The sequence below is a fragment of the Pseudobacillus sp. FSL P4-0506 genome (assembly GCF_038003025.1).
GTDB lineage: Bacteria > Bacillota > Bacilli > Bacillales > Domibacillaceae > Pseudobacillus.
This window is the reverse complement of sequence record NZ_JBBOOI010000001.1, coordinates 1341884-1362136: the sequence shown is the minus strand read 5'-3', so window position 1 is coordinate 1362136 and position 20253 is coordinate 1341884. Positions and strand designations below refer to the sequence as shown.

The window sequence follows — 20253 nt, the reverse complement described above, 5'->3', positions numbered from 1 at the left end:
AAAGGGACTCCTTTTATCATGAGGCTGAAGAGTCCCCTCACACCTGCTTTTTATGGAGCTAATTTATCAGGCTGTTCGGCTGTCGTTGTTAAGGCAGGTGCTTCCGCCTTTTTTCTCGTAAATTTGAAATAGTAGAAGAGATAACAAACAGCAACAAAGCCGAAGCCCCAATATAACGAAGTGCGCTGTGTCGGATCATAAGCAGTGAACACAAAAATACCTGTACACATGATCAGACAAAGAATCGGTACGAACGGGAAGAAAGGAACTTTAAACTTTAAATCCTCAACCCTTCCACCTTCTCTAATGTATTGCTTGCGGAATCGATACTGGGCAAAAGCGATGGCCATCCAAGTAAGTACTCCTCCAACCCCGCTGATGGCAAGCAGCACCACAAACAATGTTTCTTCTGCTACTACACTAGTAAGCAAAGACAACAAGGCAAAAACAAGAGTGACAAGCAAAGCGTTCATCGGAACACCGCGGCGATTAACCTTTCCAAATGCAGCCGGTGCCATTCCGGTTTGAGAAAGTGAGAAAAGGATTCTCGTACAAGCAAACAATCCTGTGTTTCCTACTGAAAGAACTGCTGTTAAGATAACAAAGTTCATAATGTCAGCCGCATAAGGAATGCCTGTCATTTCGAATACAGTAACGAAGGGACTTTCCAATACACCTGCTTCTTTCCATGGAACAATGGCGGAAAGAACAAAAGTAGCAAGAACGTAGAAAAGCAATATGCGGATAACGATGCTCCGTATCGCCCGCGGAATGTTTTTCTCCGGTTCTTCTGTTTCCCCGGCTGCCACCCCCATGATTTCTGATCCTTGGAAGGCATACACAACTGTCATCATCGAAATAAATATGCCGGTAAATCCGGTAGGGAATAATCCGTCACCGACAAAGTTAGTCAGGAATGGCGCAGGATTTCCTTCCATCGGGATGATCCCAAACATGGCAGCCCCGCCAATAACAATGAATAAAATAACGGTAAGCACTTTAATTCCTGAGAACCAATATTCTGTTTCAGCAAAGCTTCTCGTTGTCAAAGCGTTGATACCAAATAAGAGTAAGGCAAAAACTGTACACCATACCCACACGGGCGTATCAGGGAACCATCTGGACATGAGCAAACCTGCCGCTATAAACTCCAGACCGACGTAAAGGGCCCAACTCATCCAATACGTCCAGCCGATAACAAATCCGGTAGCCGGTCCGATAAACCGAGCAGCATGGGCTTGAAAAGAACCTGATACCGGCATGATGACTGATAATTCGCCGAGACAGACCATTACTAGGTACATTAATAAACCACCGACTAAATAAGCTACGATGGCCCCTGCAGGGCCTGCTTCACCGATGGCATAACCCGATCCTAGAAAAAGACCAGTGCCAATGACCCCACCTAAGGAAAGCATAAATAAATGCCGGCTCTTCATCGAACGCTGTAATTCTTTTGGTTGGTTCCCTTGTTCTGTGTACATTATATTCCCCCCGTTTCTAACCGTTAGCGTGCTCCCACACTCTGGAAAATGAATCATTATTTTTAATATTTACATTATTCTGAAATTAATCTTCACTTCTGGACAGCTACTGTTTCGCTCGGCTCTTCATACTCTAATAAATCGCTAATCGTTGGTTTAAAAATTTCATAAGCCACTTCTCTTTGATATCTGTTTTGATTTTTTGCTTCCGTAAACAAGCGATTCGTATTTTTGCGGCACAGCTTTTCAATATCATCAATGACAGCTTGCGGATTTGGGTCAACGAGGCCAAAAATAACTGCATCGTAAAATCGGATTGCACCCAGGTTGGCGACGAAGTCATTTACGATATCAATCCCTCTTTGCTTGACGATTTCGTCTCCCTCGGCAGAAATCGGAATGTTTGCCGCTTCGACAATCAGGCTTGCTTTTACATTTTCAGCATTAGATGCGTTGATAACATCTTCCAGAGCGGAAGGAATCAATATATCACAATCTACATTTAGCCATTCTGTATTCGGTCTTACAGCGTAGTTTGGCTCGAAATAAGCTTGATCCATTTCACCGTAAATGTTTTTATGGTCAATCAGCTTCTGGATATCCAATCCCTCTTCACATGTTACTAGCAAATTTGCATCGGAAATTCCAACGACTTTATAGCCTAGCTGAGACATTTTCAACGCACAGCTTGCTCCTACACAGCCAAATCCCTGGATGACAACTTTTGCATCTTCTTTTCCATTTTTAAACTTCCAAGCTTCATCTGCGGAAAATGCCACACCATACCCCGTTACTACATCATTTAGAAGCAACCCGTCAATTCTTGTTCCTAATAGTTCATCAAAGTCCTTTATTCCTTGCAGAACATCTGGATTTCTCTTCATTGATTTTGTAAGAGGAATATCAATGCCGAATTCATTGAATACTTTAAGCACGTCTTCATATTTAGTGCCTAAATCACTTCCCAAAGATACACCGATATCAATATAAGGCATCATCGCAATCAAGAATCTTCTTAATACTGCATAGGCATCCGGTGCTTTGTAATCATAAGCAATGCCGGCTTTACAACCGCCCGTTGTTCCACATTCACAGGCTACATATTTATAAGCCATCGCTTCAGCTAATCTTTCAACCTCTTCTTTTGTTACCGTTGGATGCATTCTCGTACCGCCGCCGGTATAGCCTTTTACAAAATTATGGACAACAAGCCATCCTTTTGCATCTGTTTCTGTATCATTCCACTCTACAACTAAATATGGTTTTGTCATTATGAAACCCCCTAAATGTCTTTTTAAAAAGTGATAATCGTTTGAAAGGCAACGTTCCTGTTTGGATTAATTACTAGATACGAGTTTCTCTTGTACTTTTGTCTTGTCCTGGCTTACAGAAATAATTTCAGGGTTAGTAACTACTTCTATTACAGCAGGCATTCCAGAAGCCATGGCTCGCTGCAATGCTGGTACGAATTCAGTGTTCTTTTCCACTTTTTCTCCATGGGCTCCAAATAAACGGGCCATTTCAGCGAAATCCGGATTTGTTAAATCCGTCCCAATCATTCGATCCGGGAAATGGAGTTCCTGATGAGCGCGAATCGTTCCGTAAATGTTATTGTTCACGACAATCGCTATCACAGGAATTTTATATCGCACAGCCGTTTCAATCTCTTGCATCGTCATCATAAAACCGCCGTCTCCCGAGAAGGATACAACAGGCCTGTCAGGATGGGCCAATTTCGCCCCAATGGCTGCAGGCAGTCCGTATCCCATTGCTCCGGATGTTGGTCCGACATACGTATTTTCCTTTTCAAACCGGTAGTAACGGGAAAGCCAGCCAAAGAAGTTTCCAGCATCATTTGTAATAATTGTATCCTTTGGAAGCTGGGCAACAATATCATGCATAAATCCATCCATATCTGTAAACTTCTCTGTATAATCTGCTTTTGTTTCCGAAAAGTCCATATAGGCCACATGCAATTGTTCAACTCTTTCTTTATCTGTACGGATCGTTTTTGATTCAGCAGCCTCTAATGCTATCTCCAGGAAGCTTTTTGCATCTGCTTCGATGGCTATAGAAGGAAGATACACCTTTCCAAAGATATCCGGACAAATATCGATATGAATCAATTTTGTCTGTTCTGACAGCAATGTATAATCCTGAGTGCCTACCTGAGAAAAGCGTGTTCCTAAAGCGATGACCACATCCGCATCCCGTATTTCATCAAGCAAGCTGCTTGGTGTTCCGAATCCGAGCCATCCTGCATAGCAGGCATTCGTATTAGGAAAAGCATCAAATCGGCGGAAAGCCGTTACTACAGGAAGATTCATTTTTTCAGCAAACTGTACGAGCAGCGACTGTGCTTTGGCATGGATAACACCGCCTCCTGCCATTAAAATCGGTCGCTTTGCTTGGCTTATTTCTTCTACTACTCGTTCCACTTCATCTACATGTGCACGCGGTCGGCTGGAAAGGTAAGTTGAATATTCAGCCATGATGGCTTCGTCTTCCAACATATCATGCGGCAGCGCCACTAAAACCGGCCCTGGTCGTCCTGAGCGTGCCATATGAAATGCCCGGTGCAGCAATTCAGGAATTCTTTCCACTCGGTCAATCTCTACTGTCCATTTGCATAGGTGACTGAAAAAACCGGCCAGATCCACCTCTTGAAAAGCTTCCTTTTCTTTAAAAGGCCGTTCTACCTGGCCAATAAGTGCCACTAATGGTGTAGAGTCTTGGGCAGCTGTATGAATGCCAATCGCCAAATTTGTAGCTCCTACTCCTCTTGTTGCCATACAAACGCCTACCGTGCCGGATGCTTTGGCATACCCTTCTGCCATGAAAGAGGCCCCTCCCTCGTGACGAGTGGAGATCAGCTCAATTTCAGGATGCTCATATAGTGCATCCATAACACCGAGATAACTTTCTCCCGGTACACAAAAAGCTTTCTTTACTCCTTCTTTCACCATGACATCTACAACTGCTTTGCCTCCACTAACTTTCATAGGTACTCCTCCTGTTTCTATCTCTAGTAAATGATAATGATTAAATTTTTAAAGGTAGTTGATCAGTTTGCTACATCAGTTACATCGTTATTTGTTTCTTTCTTAATGAAGGGCTTTCTTGTGATAGCGCTTACCCCAAGTGTAATCGCGACATTAATGAGCAGCACAGCCAATCCTACGTCAAGATCTTTAATTACTTGCGGGGATGTTGGAAATAGTGTAGCTAGCGTTGTGCCCGAGATTGTGGAATAGACGACAATCAAAATCCCAACAATCATTCCAGCAAAAGCTCCTTGTACAGTAACCGGGTTCTTTTTCCACAAACTGAAAAACAATGCCGGGAATAATTGTGCCATGAAGCTGTAAGCCATTAAATACAATGTAAAAATTGAGTTTCCGCCATTAAAGGTAAAGTAAAGAGTCACCAATGCAATGATCGGCACCAATATTCGACTTAACCTTGCCAGCTGGACATCCGATGTATCCGGCTTCCATACTTTATAAATATTTTTAGAAAGAATAGTAGCTGTTGCTGTTAGTACTAACGAGCTTGGAATTAGCGCTGCCATTGCTCCCGAAGCTCCAATGACACCGACAAACCAGGGATCAAACGACATCTTTGCCATTTTAAATAAAGCCAAGTCTGCTTCGGCCCCCTGCAGATTTGGAACTTGCAGAATGGCTGAAAAACCGATAAGTAGTGAAAAAATGATGATTACCTGATAAATTGGCATGATTCCGGCATTCCAGCGAAGTGATTTTGGACTTTTGGCAGAAAACACTCCCGCCAGCATATGAGGAAACATATAGAATGCCAGCGCCGTCATGATCGTGGCAGAAATAAACCACGAAACGCTCAATCCTTCCTCTGGAAAGACTAGAAACCCTTCTTTAGCTGTATCGATCGCTTCAAACATTGGCTGCAAGCCTCCGTAATAATGAAGCGGAAAGTACACTCCCATAAAGACCACAACTGCCAAAATCATAATATCCTTGATAACGGCCGTCCAGGCTACACCATGCATACCTGAAGCGGTGACATAAATCGTGATCGCAATCACGCCTACCATGATGGCCATATTCGGGGAGATAGAGCCATAAGAAGTTTCCGATACAATAATCCCTAATCCTTTTAGCTGCATAATTAAATAAGGAATGATAGAAATTACACTAATGATGGCTACAAGAACACCTAATGCCGGACTGTTGTACTTTTTGTCGTAAAAATCAGATTGGGATATCACATTATTTTCCTTAGCATATTTCCAGATTGGCGGGAGCAACCAGTAAGCGATTACAAAGTAAAAACAATTGAAAGCATATAAAGCGGGTGGAATACCTGACCTATAAGCACCGCCGCTCGCTCCTAAAAATGTATAGGTTGTAAACATTTCGCCTGCTATTAAGAAAAAAACGATAATGCCTCCAAAGCCGCGTCCGCCGACAGCCCACTGCTCTAGGCTCATATTCTTTCCCTTACGCGCTCGAAGCCCCAGCCAGATACATAAAATGAGAAAGAAAAGAATAACCAAAAGGGCTGTATTCATATTTATTCTTCCTCCTTATTGGCAGGATCCAGTTTGTTCGTAATAATTAAGAACAACGATGTCAGGCAGACCCAGCAAATGGCCCAAAAAAGTACAAACGGCATTCCAAGTACGTAGGGTTCTACCCGATTAATTACAACAAGCGAACCAAGTGCCGGTATCGTACTTGTTAAATAAACCAGCTTTTTCATCTGCTCACCGTCCTTATTGTCCATAAAATTATTTACTTAGCCGCTGCGAAGAAACTATTTTCGTCCGTTATATTGATATCTCCTTATTTAGTAAATCATTAACGGCCCAGTCGGGCCTTTCTCCTCTAAGTACTTGATCTACTTGCATTGCCGCATGAACGGCCATCCGTACAGAGGCTTCTTTCGTCAGTGCCGCGCTATGCGGGCTCACAATTACATTTTCCAGCTGAAAAAGCGGATTGTCTCTATCAGGCGGTTCTATTTCAAATACGTCTATTCCTGCTCCGGCAATCTTACCAGTTGTTAAAGCCTCGATTAAGTCCTTCTCCCTTACGATGCCTCCTCTGGAAGCGTTAACAAAATAAGCAGACGGCTTCATCCAGGAAAACTCCCGGCTTCCTATCGTTTCTTTTGTTGTTTCACTTAATGGCAGGTGTAAGCTAATCACATCAGCATTTCGAAATACCCATTCCAAGTCTGTCACAATGTCCAAATCCGAACTCGTACTTGCAGCTAAATAAGGATCATAACCGATAACCTTCATGCCAAAACCTTTGGCTGCCTTTTGTGCCAATAGTTTTCCTATTCTTCCCAAGCCAATAATCCCTAATGTCTTCCCCTCAAGATCCATGCTGGACAGCAGATGACGAACTCCATAGTTGCCAGTTCTTAATTCTTTATCGGCTGATAACAATTGTTTGGACAGAGTTAGAATAAATGCCATCACATGCTCAGCAACTGTATTTGCATTTGCCTCTGGAGTATTCGTTACATAAATCCCTCTCTCTGTAGCTGTCTTTACGTCAATATTGTCCAAGCCTACTCCATACTTAGCAATCACTTTCAACTTCTTCCCTGACTGAATGACCTCTTTGTTAATGATAGCGATTGATCTTGTTAACAAGGCATCACAATCTTTAATTTCTTCTTCAAGGGTTTGTTGTGACAAATTAGAACCTATTCTAAGCTTGTATCCCCTTTCGAGTAAATAATTTTTTCCCGCTTCTTCAATATCTTGAGGAATATACACTAGATAGCTCACATTTTCCCCTCTTTCATGTTGAGATGATGATTCATTTTTTTATTAACATCTTGTTCACCCTTTTATATATGTATTTGCAAAAATTGTGCCAATTTTCAAAAATCCATTTTTTTTGATAGAAAGCCGTTTTGTATGATTGATGCCTCATATAACTTTTTAACAAAATGTTTCACTGTGAATCATTTCGTTTCAAAATGTTTCATTTCGTTTCAATGTTCCACTGTTTTATCTTTCTCCACAAAGTTGTACGGCTCATTCCCAATTCGTCTGCCGCTTTCCCTTTGCTGTAATGACAATTTTTCAATACCTGCATAATTTGTTCACGCTCAGACACCGAGGATGCCCTCGCAACATTTCTCTTTGATTCCTGGAATGGACGTTCTCTTTCCTCATTTGTATCCGGCAGGTATTTTTCAATGTCGTATATATCAATGATTCTTCCTTTGCAAAGAACCATTAACCTCTCACAAAAGTTTTGCAATTGGCGCACGTTTCCTTCCCAGCTTGCTTCGCTTAACCTTTGACAAGCTGCCTCAGTGATCATAGGATGTGTATGACCTGGAAAGGATTTGCCGATAAAAGCATTGACTAGCACCGGAATATCTTCCCTGCGCTCTCGAAGAGGCGGAAGGTTAAGATCCAATACACTTAAGCGATAATAGAGGTCTTCGCGAAAGTCACCAGCTTTGACCATATGAATAAGATTTTTATTCGTAGCTGCAATGATCCTCACATCGACCGGAATAATTTTGTCGTCTCCGATACGCATAATCTCCCTTTCCTGAAGCACGCGGAGCAGCCGGCTTTGAAGCTTTGGGGAAATTTCTCCAATCTCATCCAAAAAGATCGTTCCCCGATGGGCCAGTTCAAAAAAACCTTGCTTTCCGCCTTTCATTGCTCCTGTAAAAGCACCCTCTGCATAACCAAATAGCTCACTTTCCAGCAAATCTTCAGGGAGAGCTGCACAGTTAATCGCTACAAACGGATTGCTCTTCCGCCTGCTGTGATTATGGATACTTTGAGCAAATATTTCTTTTCCTGTACCTGTTTCCCCGATGATTAAAATATTGGAGTCCACTTCACTGTAACGCTTCGCCGTCTCAATTGTTTTTTCAATTTCCGTGCTGCAAAACAGAATATCTGCAAATGTGTACTTTGCTACGTGTCCACGGGAATAAATTTTTTTACGGATTTTCCCTTCCATTTCCTGAATGCCGGTCACGTCTTGAAAAGCAACCATATTACCGACTTTCTTTCCTTTTAGAAAGTTTCCAACTTTTTTTACCGACAATTGTACAGACTGATAAGAAACAATCTCCTCATGATAATCGCCTTCATTGAGCAGCAAATCCCTGAACTTTCCTTTCTGCAAAACCTCGTAGATAGACTGTCCAATTAAATTTTTCTCAGAGATGGCCAGAATTTCACGGGCTGCCGTGTTGAAAACAGAAATTTCTCCTTTTAAATCGATGGCTACTACCCCTTCATATGCATGGTTAAGAATGGTCTGGTAGCGTTCAGCTTTTTCCTGCTCCCTCAAACTGACGAGTGCCAGCCTCTTTGCCTCAATTAAAGCCTGCCGGAAGGACTCCTTTCCTGTCTCTACAATAGCGGCCCCCAAACCAATGGCTTCTGCATATTCAGTAGTGCTCAATCCGCTCACTACGATCTCACAGCCTTCATTGACAGCTAAGTCTACTAAACTCGCTGATTTTTCTATGTCTTCCAAAATATAAGACTGAATCGGCAAGTCAACGATATCCGCCAGATTTTCCACTCCGTAAATCATATTAAGAGCACCGATCACAGCCACTTTCTTTCTCCCGAAGCGTGCCTTGCAGTCGGACAAACAGCGAATCAAGTCGATCCCTTGCACTGGAATGTCCACAATTGGCATAAATTCATTATGTTCTTTTAAAAGCTTTGTCATTAATCCCCTTGATATGATAACATCAGCATCCAATTCTAATTCTGCAATCTTGTGGGCAGCCACTACTACCTCTTCCAGCTCAATTTCTGCCATTTTCCCATGTTGATTTTCTCTTTCCTCCAGCTGGTTAAATTCCTCAAATCGCTCAAATGCCTCTTTAATGTAGCCTTTACGCGGAACAACCAGTTTTATTTTAATCAAAATACTCCCCCCTAAAAAAGCTTCGCGCAGGCACACTACAAGGCCTGCGCGAAACTGTTTATTTTTGTAACAGCAAAACAAGCAGTCCCTATCGCTTTGCTGCCTGCTTAGCAAGCGGAAATGTAATACAAAAACCACTGGCTAGTAAAACAGCTAGCATTTCAAATGCCAGCACGTAATTCTCTGTTTTCATTAGCAACACGGCAATTATCGGCCCGATCGTTGATCCGATAAATAAAAAGAAAGAATATAATGACATGGCCGCTGCCTTTTCTCTGCCTCCATGTTGGCCGAGCAGCGAAATCAGTGCAGGAACGGTAACGGAAATTCCTGCTGTAAAGACAATGCTCATTATTATCATCAGGAAGAGATTTCCTGAAATCCCCATACAAAAAAGGCCTAGCGCTGCTGAAATGAGACCGCTCCGCATCAATGGAAACGTTCCGAATCGCGAAGCAAGTCTGCCACCAAACGGCGCGAGCATCATGCCGATGACTCCAGCTGACCTAACGAGTAAAATCTGTGTAGCCTCCAGCGCATAAGCTTCACGCAAATAGTTCTCCAGTGTGGTATACATCCCTACAAAGCTTAATAACAACAGAATGGTAATAAAATAGCAAAGACGAAAGAAGTGTTGAAATAATACACTAGCAAAAGCCCCGCCAATAGATCTCTTTTTCCCAGATGGGAAAGCAGTGCCTTCTGGAACAACCGTATAAAATGCCAGCGCCATTACGACATACACTAATCCAAATATATAAAACACGTAATTCCAGCTAAACAGGTCATTGATCACGCTACTGTATATTTGCCCGATAATTCCTGCCATTAAAAATCCAGCACTGATAAAACCAATAGCCGTTACCCTTTTTTTAGAAGGATACAGCTCTGTAATGAAAGTTAACGCAGTTGGTGCAAACGAAGCAGCCATAAACCCTTGAATGCCTCGAAATAAAAGAATACTTTCATAGTTATTTAGCAGGCCTATCACTGGTGAAATAATCACCAGTGCAAATAAGCCAAACAAAATCACTCGTTTTCGCCCGTACCGATCAGAAAAAGGCGCGAAGAAAACTGTCCCAAGTGCATAGCATAACGAACACACACTCGTCGCTAATGCGGCTCTTTCTGCCGTAAGATGAAATTCAGCCATAAACACCGGATTAAGTGGGATGGTTACAAAAAGAGCTGATACAATGAATAGCCCGCTGCAAAAAAAGACAAGCGTCATAAGCGAATAACTCTTTTTTGGCATTCCCTTATTTGTTTCCGCTGCCAACTGTTCCATTAAATTCTCCTTTACCTATTGTTAAATTATTTAAAATATTTTAATTTTAATTATAAGAGCCAATAGGTCTCTGTGTCTAATAGCAATTTTTCTTCTGTCTTACCTTTCCCTTATAAAAAAATGACCTGGCTAAACCATCCTTTACTAGCTGGCAGCAACCTGCACTCACTTACTCTGGTTCTCCTCATACAGAGCCTAAACCTCTTCAACGTCTTCATCGACAATGCCTAACTTCTCTTTCCCCCATTCAGTATCTTCCTAAGACATCTGCCTCTCTTTTGCGTTCACGTGAAAAAAATCATGCTTTTCCCACCAAATGGTACGGTATGAATACAGCTCATGAATTATGACAATATGTAACGATTTGATTGTCACTCTAGATTATCCATCATAAAATTATGCTCACCCTCTGTTCTTGCCTCTCTTTTATTCCGAAGCAATCAAAAAAGCCAGTTAACCCCTTTTTAATAACTGGTGTTAACCGGCTTTGTTTATTAATGTCTTTATAAAGACACGTGACAATACCTCAATGAGCTATTGGAATGATTTGTACTTTGTCATTTCTCTTTACATGATCAATCCGATCGCCGCTGCGATACAGCCACCTATCACAGAAACAGCTACATAAACAGCGGCTGATTTAGTTCTCCCTGCTTCAGCCAGCGTAATCGTTTCATAACCAAATGTAGAGAAGGTTGTATACGCTCCACAAAAGCCGACACCTCCTAAAAACCACAGTTCATCACTAATACGGCTGGCTGAATGAAGGCCAGCGAGCCAGCCAAGCAGGAAAGAACCAATAAGGTTTATCAGCAACGTGCCGATTGGAAATAATGATTTTTTATTAAGAATCCCACCTATAAAAAACCTAGCAGCCGCGCCTAAAGCCCCACCCAGCCCAATTAGCCAAATCATCTTTTTACACCTTCTTTTTCATTGGATAATGCCCATCTGCGCCCCACTCCAGCCAACAGTAAGCCAAGTAACAGGCTGGATAGAATATAAAACAATGCGATAAGAAAGCGCCCCTCCCCAAATAATTGCATCACTTCCACTGAAAATGTCGAAAAAGTAGTGAAGGAGCCGACAAAACCTGTTCCTATTAATAAAGTAATTTCAGGCTTTATTTTCTTGTTTTGACTGACATACGTTAGAAACCAGCCAAGAAATAAACAGCCAATCAGATTAATCAATAAAGTACCCACCGGAAAACCATGCGCTGTATGAATCCATTCTCCCAATAAGTATCTGCATATAGCGCCTAAAAACCCGCCGATCATGACGAATAATACATTCATCAAAATCACCTTTCTTTCATTTAAGCTTCCTATCATTTTACACTGCCGTCTAGACAGATACCATGCGGTATACGTATGCATTTTTATAATCATGATCCATGGCTATTAGCTGCAAGTAAAAGTCCTTCACTCAAAAATATGATTGAAGGACGATTTGAAACCAGGCCGTATTTTTCATGAGATTTAGGATTCTATCATGAATGAAAAGCAGGTTATCTTGAATCACTAGTAGTTTATCTGAAAAGAATCTTCTTTATCATAAAAAATAAGCATGTAAATCATGGGCTAGATAGTGTTACCTACTTGTACATAAAAAAACCCCGCTTATAAAAGCGGGGCCCCATTATTATTCCATAGCTGGCATTGGCATTTCCTGAGCTTTATTCTTAACCTCTTCTGGAACTGTAATTGGTGCTACCTTATTGTAATCGCTATAAACAATATGCATCACTTGAGACGTTTTCATTGCATTTCCTTCTATATCCATAGACATATCCATGTCTACATCCATTTTGTTCGTCTGGAACGAGTCTTTATCAATATAAATAGTGTAATTTACCTTTTCAACTTTCATTGCCTTCATCATTTGCTCCATCATTGCCTTTGCTTCTTCACCGTTTGCCCCTTGCGTCATTTGAGACATTTGTGTTTCTATGAGTTTATTAAACTTTTCTCCTGCAGCATCTAGTTTTAATACGTACTCATCTTTCGTCTGCTCGAATTTAAAATCATCCTTAAACTGTTCGAGCTGCTTCAGCTGTTCTGCAGGCTCCACTTGCTGCTGAGACATATTCATCATTTGATCGTACATTTCTTTTGGCATCTTAATCCATTGCCCGCTCTCAGGCTCGTTTATGTAAAATCCTTCTTCTGTCATATATGACTCAATATTCATCGGCTTTGCTTGCTCGCCGCCTTCACCTGGAACTGCCATCGTACCCTTTTGATAAACTGCAAGCGGCTTCATCGTTATGTTCATATCCATATTCATCGCTGTATCCATGGATTGTTCTTCTTTTGGATAACTGATCTTTTGCTTCATATCCATCTTGGCGCTTACACTTTTTGTTTCATTAGAAACTTTAACCGCCTCATTAAACACTTCTCCTAACGTCTTCTCGCTCGTCTCTTCCTTTGGTGTTTCCGGCGTTGGCTTTGCCGTTTCTCCACAAGCAGCAAGACCAAGAGTCAATACTCCTGCTGCTATCCATCCTGTCCATTTCTTCATAGATGGTTCCTCCCTTATATATGTCTTCTACCTATTCTATACGAATTGCAGGTCGAAAAGTTTCGATAAATAGGTTTTTTTGTTATTTTTGGTAGTAAAATCCTAGGAAATACTATAGAAGGAGGAGTAATTCCCTACTATTTATCCTCTCCCTTTTCTTTAGAGGTCATGTTATTCTATGAAAATACTCTATAAAAGTGGTGAAAGCAATGTTCTACTTGATATTATTTATAGTCATTTCTATTTGTTTAATGACTTTTATTTTTCTCAAAAAAATTTTCATTAAGACCTCTACCCCAGCAATCGTTATGGCTCTTGGCATTATAATCCGCGGCGTGCTTTCTCACATGGCAGGTTCCCATTCTTTCCTTGTTCAGCTGCTAAGCGCAGTGATCATCGCTCTATGGCTCACATTTTCTTTTTCCATTATTCTATCGTTTATTTATAAGCGATTTATCCCTTTGCATATCGTCGACCCGTTGAACCGGTTCGGTATTGGTACCTGGATCGCTGGTACTTCCATCTGCGCCATTCTTATTTTTGAGCAATTCAGCTATTGGCAATGGGCTACATGGCTTCTTTTATATATTTCCATTTTCCTTTGGCCCTACTATCTATGGCAGGCCAGCCGGTCTTTTTACGAATTAAGAGGAAGCCAAAAAGTAAATATACACGGGATTTTACTGCTCACTACCGTTAGCACTCAATCTCTCGTCTTGTTGTTGAATGAAATCTACAGGGAGATTCCTTCATTGTTTAACTGGACGCTCCTTATTATTGGAATTGTTTTTTATGCTGTTGGCACCTTCTTGATCATCCGGCATCTTTTCACAGCTGGCTGGAATATGAAAGAGCACTGGGCTAATACTAATTGCATCTTACATGGCGCTTTATCTATTACCGGATTTGCCGGTATTTCCTCAGGTGCTATTAACGGAGGTTCGGCTGTCTTATGGTGGATATTCGTCAGTATCGTTTTTCTTTTCGTTGAATTCCTTGAAATTTGCAGGCTTGTTCAACGCTTAAGATATGATGGAGTCAAGAAGGGGATCTGGACATATCATGTCACCCAATGGAGCAGGTTGTTCACCTTTGGTATGTTTTATACGTTTACTTCTCTCGTGAAGCCGCAGACGAATTGGCTTGTCAATGCGAAAACTGCGATTCTTACAGCAGGTGCACCGCTAATCTTTGCATTATTTATTATTGAACTATTGCTTTATAGCTCCTTTCTTCTTCAAATTTTAAAACAGCCACAAGGCCAACGGTTGTAAGAAGCTGCCTCTAAAAAGGCAGCTTTTTTATAACCAATCTAATTTTTGTTCTCCTACTTTTGTATAACCGTAAATACATAACTAAAGACAAAAATAGATACTTACTGGTGGCTCTATTACTTGAGAATGGAATCAATCCTTTGCAAAAAACTCTTTCACTAAAGAAATAAACTGCAGGACTAAAGGGGGCAAATATCTATTTTTATCGAACGCCAAGTAGACGGTTCGTGACAAATCCGTGTCCTCCAACGGCTTAATATGAAAAAGAGTTTTCTCTGAATGTTTTACATAATTCTCTGGAAGAACCGTCATCCCCAATCCTTCTTCAACGAGCCGACAAGCTGTTTCAAAACGCTCAATTTCAAATTGTATATTCGGCCGGATTCCGGCTTTTTGAAAAGCATGCAAAACATCCGTCCTTGTCTGAAATCCTTCTTTGCACACAATGAAAGGTTGTTTGTCCAAGTTCTCGACAGCAAGAGAAGACTGATGCCGTAAAGGGTGTTTTTCCGGCAGCAATGCAACCAGCTTTTCTTCATATATAGGCACCATTTCAATCTCGTCATTATTAATGTACTGATTCGTTATCGCTAAATGAATATCAAAGTTATTTAAAGCTTTTTCGACATCCGTTAGGCTTAACGTGTCCATTAATTTAATGCGTACATCTTTCTGCTCCGCTTTAAAACGTGATAGCACTTTAGGTACCCAATACTTAGTTGACTCGATCACCCCAATAGATAATTCAAGAGGGCCATGCTCTTTCAGCCTTTCCATTTCACCAGTCACATGTTCAAAATGATTAACGAGTTTTTTCGCTTCCTGATACAGCACTCTCCCCTCTTTCGTCAGCTGTACCTCTCTGCTGCTGCGATCCAATAAAACTAAACCCAGCTCGTTTTCCAATTTTTTTATGGCGGCACTTAACGAGGGCTGAGAGATATGCAAAGCGGAGGCTGCATGAGTAAACGTGTTTTTTTCAGCAACTGCAATAAAATATTGAAGATGGCGAATTTCCATTTCTATCCTCCTATAGATAAAAACTATAGAAACATACATTTTCTATATTAGTAATTATATATAGGCCTGCTTTATAATAAAAAAGTAAATAATTTCAGAATTTAACGATAATACAGATATGAGGTGATTATTATTTACACGTTGCCAGATAAAAAATATTGGGACGGCAGAATTGATAGTGAGAAGGATCAGAATTCTTTTCGTCTTCATCAGATAGTGGCGCTAAAAGATGCCCAAAAATTAGCGGAAAATGAAAGCGCTTTTGGATTTGTTGGCTTTGAGTGTGAGGAAGGAGTTAGACGCAATAAAGGCAGGCTTGGAGCGGCTCTTGCTCCTAATAAGATCAGACAATTTTTATCAAGCCTTCCATACCGTCTAGAAAAAAAAATAATAGACATAGGAAACATTTCTTGTGAGGGAGAAGCACTCGAAAAAGCCCAGAAAGAGCTTGGCGAATCTATCGGCAAGCTATATAACAGCTCCTCTGTTCCGATCATTTTAGGAGGAGGGCATGAAACCTTATATGGACACTATTTAGGAGCCCGGGGCCATATCGGACCAGATGCTTCATTAGGCATAATCAATATTGATGCTCACTTTGATATGAGAGAGGATCCTCTCCCTTCCTCCGGTACAATGTTCAGACAAATTCTTGAACATGATACAAATGCAGGCTATTTATGTATTGGCATCCAAGAGCTTGGAAATACAGAAGCCCTTTTCCAAACGGCGGACAAGCTAGGCTGCACTTATATTTACGAGGAAGACGTGGCGGCTAATGATTTTCTGCAAACCTTTAAAAAAATTGATCAGTTTGCTGCCCAACATGATTTTCTTATTTTAACTTTGTGTACAGACTCCATTATTTCATATGCAGCTCCTGGAGTCAGCGCTCCTTCCCCTTTTGGGTTGGACCCGAAAACAGTTAAAACACTTTTGAGATACATAGCTGCAAAAAACAACTTGCTTAGCTTCGACATCTCAGAAGTCAATCCGTTATACGATGAAGGAGACCGAACCGTCCGGCTTGCTGCTTATCTTATCGCAGAAGTCATGCGTCATTTCAACCAGAATCACACATAATAAGGAGTGAAACTATGACAGTCGAAATCAACCAGGTAACTACGATCTTCTTAGCGGTCGCTGTCTTTATGATTGGAACATTTTTAAATAAAAAACTTACATTCCTGGATAGGTTTTGTATTCCTGCCCCGGTAGTCGGCGGGCTTTTATTTGCCATCATTGCAACCGTATTAAAAAGCACCAATCTTTTAAGCATTAATTTAGATACTTCCCTTCAAGGACTTTTCATGCTGACTTTCTTTACAACTGTAGGCTTGGGAGCGAGTTTCGCTTTAATTAAGCTCGGTGGAAAATTACTCATTATCTACTGGCTGTCATGCGGCTTTTTAGCACTTATGCAGAATGTGATCGGTGTCTCCTTCGCGAAATTACTCGATATCCATCCGCTCATTGGTGTCATGGTCGGCTCTGTATCAATGGAAGGTGGCCATGGGGCCGCCACAGCATTCGGCACAACCATTGAAAAGTCGGGCATCGACTCTGCTTTATCCGTTGGCCTTGCCGCTGCTACCCTGGGACTGGTTGCTGGCGGCTTAGTCGGCGGACCAATTGTTAAATATTTAGTAAGTAAATATCATTTAAAGCCTTCCGAAACAGAGCTGAATCCAACATCAACCGGCTTGGAGGAAGCAGCAGAATCACCTGTCACATCCCAATCGTTTATGATGCAGGTATTCATCATTACGTTATGTATGGCTTTAGGGTCCTATCTCGGGAATTTATTCACAAGCCTCACCGATTTTTCTCTACCTGATTACGTAAGTGCGATGTTTGTTGCTGTTATTGTACGTAATATTCTTGATCAATTCGATAAAGGCATTATCCAAATGAAAAGCATCTCGCTCATTGGCGACATTACACTGGGTGTCTTTTTGTCCATGGCCCTAATGAGCATCAAGCTGTGGGAGATCGCCGACCTTGCTCTTCCTCTGATCATTATTGTACTTATTCAAGTATTATTCATCGCACTGTTTGGCATCTTCGTTCTCTTCAAGCTACTGGGCAAGGATTATGATGCAGCTGTTATGGTCGCCGGATTTACGGGGCACGGTCTCGGGGCCACCCCTAATGCCATCGCTAATATGAGCGCTGTTGTAAACAAATTTGGCCCTTCTCAAAAAGCTTTCTTGATTGTTCCGATTGTTGGCGCCTTCTTAATTGATGTATTTGCCATGCCAATTATTATTACAACCATAAATATGTTTAGCTAGAAACTGTTGCTAAAGTCTAGAATAGTAGGCTTTAGCAACAGTTTTTTATTCGTAAGGCCCTGTTATATTTGTTTGTTGATTTTCACTGCAGACGGACGTTTTTCGCTATAATCCAGATTGAAAAAACAACATTTCTTTTTAGTAAAGCTACTTGTAAAAAAAGCGAAACAATTGTATAACAGATGTTGACTTTTAAAATCTGTTATAATACAATGGTTTCAAAGATAAATAAGTCAGAATAATTAAAAAATAGGAGGTCGTCATTATGATGCCATTAGAATTTTATCGCAATATTCCAGGAAAAGAATGCTGCCAGTGCGGAGCACAAATCATTGAACAACATGAGTCTTATCATAATGAATGTGAATATTGTCTAAGTAAGATAGAAGAATAAGCCGTTCATTTTGTATGAATCCGCCTGTTATGAAGAACAACAGAGCGGATTCTTTTATAACCTTATATAAAAACTGTTTGGAATGGTTGACTGCTAACGCATAACAAATCAATCTGTCGGCAGAATATCAAATATACTTATCAGCCATTATTAAAAGTTGGATCTGCTAAGGGGGCTCTAATGAGAAAAACGATCAAAGTCGTCGCTGCTGTCTGTATTGATGAACATGATTGTGTATTATGCGCTTTACGCTCACCGATCATGCCTTTACCGAATTTATGGGAATTTGCAGGAGGAAAAGTTGAAAAGGGAGAAACTCCTGAGGAATCACTCGTGAGAGAAATTCAGGAGGAACTAGGCTGCCTAGTACAAGTTCATGAATTGATCGAAGATGTGTCTCATGAGTATCCTCATGTTATTGTGAACTTGCTTACCTATCGAGCAACCATCGTAGAAGGAGCTCCAAAAGCAAAAGAACATGCACAAATCAAATGGGTGCCCCTTCAAGAGCTACGCTCGTTAAAATGGGCACCCGCTGATATTCCGACAGTGGATAAGCTTCTGACAGACGAACTGAGCGTTTAAGATCTTATTAGACGTTTAGCTCGTAATAGAAAAACTGCTCATCCTTTATCCATCCATCTGATTCATATAAATGTTGTGCGGAGATATTGTCTACTGCTGTTTGTAGCTTCAATCCTTTCGCATCTGTTTCTTTTGCAAATTGTTTGGCAGCGTGTAACAGCTGTCTCCCTGCACCTTTATTTCTACTTTCCGCTGTTACGAATAGATCATTTAAAATCCAGATCCGCTTCATTGAAACAGACGAAAAAGCGGGATACAATTGAGTGAATCCAATATACTCGCCATTTTCAACTGCTGTAAAAATAACAGATTCCTTCTTTTCCATTCGTTCGCGTACGAAGTCCTCTGCTGCCTGTATGTTTGAGGCCTGTTTGTAAAAAACTCTGTATGAGTTAAACAGATTAGCCACTCCATTGATATCCTCTTGTGTTGCCTGATAAATCTCCATCTCGCTTCCCCCATTCCAGTTTCTTTATAATTACAGAATATATCATCTTTGCGGAAAACAAAAAAATTTTTCGCATTTTTCTTTCTATTTCTAATTTATTTTAAATAGATTATTCATGCTTGCATAATCATTTTGTTCTGTTATTTGATTTCATAGTTCAGCCACACAGCCTTATCCGCTCCTACCTTATCATACAAGGCCTGAGCCGCCAGGTTATCGTGTGCTGTTTCCCAAATCATATGGGAATAATTATTTTCTCTTATATAATCAATGCTATGCTGAAGCAGCTTTTCGCCAATTTGTTGTCCCCTTGCGGCCGATGTTACATATAAATCGTAGAGGATAGCCATACGCTTTACTTCCAGTGTGTTAAAAGTGAAGTATAGCGTAGAAAACCCGACGATTTGGCGAGGACTTTTTTCTGCCACAAATTGAATGCCCTCATAAGGATTGGCAATTAAATGTACAATTAATTTTTCAAGTGAGCCTTCATCCGGACGATCACAGTTATAAAAATCGACGATGTATTCATACATCAAATCCATCAGCTGTGGTATGTCACTTTCAACAACAGGTCGAATGCTTATATGTTCCATATTTCCTTCCCCCCAATTTATGAAATGTCATTGTACTTTATGCAAGTTGTATGCCGTCAAGGATAGAATTCCTCTTATATGGAAGACGTTATTTTTTGTATTTCTTATGTTAGCCAGGCAGTTGAAGCACTCATAAATGAAGAAAAAGATACAGTGTTTTGAAATTAGAGGAAAAACTTTTTGACTTTACCACTCGGAAAATCAGACACCTTTGAAGATCAAGATTATATCTGAATACTTAGCTATCCTAAAGCTGCAGAAACCGATCTTTTGCCGCCTCTCTTCAATGAATAACGGTCAAATCTTGCTGTATTCCGTCCCTTTCAGCAAGATATTTTTCCTATTTTAACCTCCCAGATAGACGAAAAATTAGTTTTATTTTCCAAAACATCATTGACATTGATAATCATTATCAATATTATTAAAACTAA

Annotated in this window: 19 protein-coding genes; 5 read left to right on the top strand and 14 right to left on the bottom strand. The window is 40.8% G+C overall.

The genetic code is table 11. The features are described 5' to 3' along the window. Positions 1-50: 50 nt before the first annotated feature. The 11 genes from MKZ02_RS06585 to MKZ02_RS06535 form a co-directional block, all read right to left on the bottom strand. Positions 51-1484 carry an amino acid permease gene (locus MKZ02_RS06585; protein WP_340852584.1) on the bottom strand — a complete coding sequence of 478 codons (1434 nt, stop codon included), beginning with the start codon at positions 1482-1484 and terminating at the stop codon, positions 51-53. Between the two features lie 92 nt (positions 1485-1576). Next, positions 1577-2755: a Glu/Leu/Phe/Val family dehydrogenase gene (locus tag MKZ02_RS06580; RefSeq protein ID WP_340852583.1), complete on the bottom strand. Its 1179-nt coding sequence runs from the start codon at positions 2753-2755 to the stop codon at positions 1577-1579. A gap of 66 nt (positions 2756-2821) precedes the next feature. Beyond that, the gene (locus MKZ02_RS06575; RefSeq protein ID WP_340852582.1) at positions 2822-4486 is read right to left on the bottom strand and encodes a thiamine pyrophosphate-dependent enzyme; all 1665 of its coding nucleotides are present in this window, start codon (positions 4484-4486) and stop codon (positions 2822-2824) included. Positions 4487-4548: 62 nt separating this feature from the next. Further along, positions 4549-6033: a sodium:solute symporter family protein gene (locus MKZ02_RS06570; protein ID WP_340852580.1), complete on the bottom strand. Its 1485-nt coding sequence runs from the start codon at positions 6031-6033 to the stop codon at positions 4549-4551. A gap of 2 nt (positions 6034-6035) precedes the next feature. Further along, a complete protein-coding gene (locus MKZ02_RS06565; RefSeq protein ID WP_120037899.1) occupies positions 6036-6224 on the bottom strand; it encodes a DUF3311 domain-containing protein in 189 nt (62 codons plus the stop codon). Between the two features lie 67 nt (positions 6225-6291). After that, positions 6292-7266 (bottom strand): hydroxyacid dehydrogenase, encoded by a 975-nt coding sequence (locus MKZ02_RS06560; RefSeq protein ID WP_120034387.1) that lies wholly within the window; start codon positions 7264-7266, stop codon positions 6292-6294. 199 nt (positions 7267-7465) lie between these two features. Beyond that, positions 7466-9397 (bottom strand): sigma 54-interacting transcriptional regulator, encoded by a 1932-nt coding sequence (locus MKZ02_RS06555; protein WP_340852579.1) that lies wholly within the window; start codon positions 9395-9397, stop codon positions 7466-7468. An 88-nt stretch (positions 9398-9485) separates the two neighbouring features. Then, positions 9486-10685, bottom strand: a complete 1200-nt coding sequence (locus tag MKZ02_RS06550; RefSeq protein WP_340852578.1) for an MFS transporter — start codon at positions 10683-10685, stop codon at positions 9486-9488. A gap of 567 nt (positions 10686-11252) precedes the next feature. Then, entirely contained in the window at positions 11253-11600 is a 348-nt protein-coding gene (crcB, locus tag MKZ02_RS06545) for a fluoride efflux transporter CrcB (RefSeq protein WP_340852577.1), read from the bottom strand. Next, the gene (crcB, locus tag MKZ02_RS06540; protein WP_120037901.1) at positions 11597-11983 is read right to left on the bottom strand and encodes a fluoride efflux transporter CrcB; all 387 of its coding nucleotides are present in this window, start codon (positions 11981-11983) and stop codon (positions 11597-11599) included. Before crcB (MKZ02_RS06540) ends, crcB (MKZ02_RS06545) begins: the two co-directional genes overlap by 4 nt. 346 nt (positions 11984-12329) lie before the next feature. Further along, a complete protein-coding gene (locus tag MKZ02_RS06535) occupies positions 12330-13211 on the bottom strand; it encodes a DUF6612 family protein (RefSeq protein WP_120034397.1) in 882 nt (293 codons plus the stop codon). Positions 13212-13420: 209 nt separating this feature from the next. Between MKZ02_RS06535 and MKZ02_RS06530 the strand changes: the two genes are divergently transcribed. Further along, positions 13421-14485, top strand: a complete 1065-nt coding sequence (locus tag MKZ02_RS06530) for a hypothetical protein (RefSeq protein ID WP_340852574.1) — start codon at positions 13421-13423, stop codon at positions 14483-14485. A 132-nt stretch (positions 14486-14617) separates the two neighbouring features. Here the strand turns inward: MKZ02_RS06530 and MKZ02_RS06525 are convergent, their stop codons facing one another. Next, positions 14618-15505: a LysR family transcriptional regulator gene (locus tag MKZ02_RS06525; protein WP_120034401.1), complete on the bottom strand. Its 888-nt coding sequence runs from the start codon at positions 15503-15505 to the stop codon at positions 14618-14620. Positions 15506-15637: 132 nt separating this feature from the next. On the opposite strand from MKZ02_RS06525, the gene hutG reads away from it, so the two are divergent. The 4 genes from hutG to MKZ02_RS06505 all read left to right on the top strand — a co-directional run bounded on the left by hutG (position 15638) and on the right by MKZ02_RS06505 (position 18778). Next, positions 15638-16588, top strand: a complete 951-nt coding sequence (hutG, locus tag MKZ02_RS06520; protein WP_120037903.1) for a formimidoylglutamase — start codon at positions 15638-15640, stop codon at positions 16586-16588. Between the two features lie 14 nt (positions 16589-16602). After that, the gene (gene gltS / locus MKZ02_RS06515; RefSeq protein WP_120034403.1) at positions 16603-17799 is read left to right on the top strand and encodes a sodium/glutamate symporter; all 1197 of its coding nucleotides are present in this window, start codon (positions 16603-16605) and stop codon (positions 17797-17799) included. Positions 17800-18064: 265 nt separating this feature from the next. Next, positions 18065-18193 (top strand): protein YhfH, encoded by a 129-nt coding sequence (gene yhfH / locus MKZ02_RS06510; protein WP_120034405.1) that lies wholly within the window; start codon positions 18065-18067, stop codon positions 18191-18193. 180 nt (positions 18194-18373) lie between these two features. Next, on the top strand, positions 18374-18778 hold the full coding sequence (locus MKZ02_RS06505) for a (deoxy)nucleoside triphosphate pyrophosphohydrolase (protein WP_340852572.1): 405 nt from the start codon (positions 18374-18376) through the stop codon (positions 18776-18778). A 7-nt stretch (positions 18779-18785) separates the two neighbouring features. Here the strand turns inward: MKZ02_RS06505 and MKZ02_RS06500 are convergent, their stop codons facing one another. Together MKZ02_RS06500 and MKZ02_RS06495 are read right to left on the bottom strand one after the other, a co-directional pair. Then, positions 18786-19226 (bottom strand): GNAT family N-acetyltransferase, encoded by a 441-nt coding sequence (locus MKZ02_RS06500; protein WP_340852570.1) that lies wholly within the window; start codon positions 19224-19226, stop codon positions 18786-18788. A 140-nt stretch (positions 19227-19366) separates the two neighbouring features. Further along, entirely contained in the window at positions 19367-19822 is a 456-nt protein-coding gene (locus MKZ02_RS06495; protein ID WP_120034409.1) for a GNAT family N-acetyltransferase, read from the bottom strand. Positions 19823-20253 lie beyond the last annotated feature (431 nt).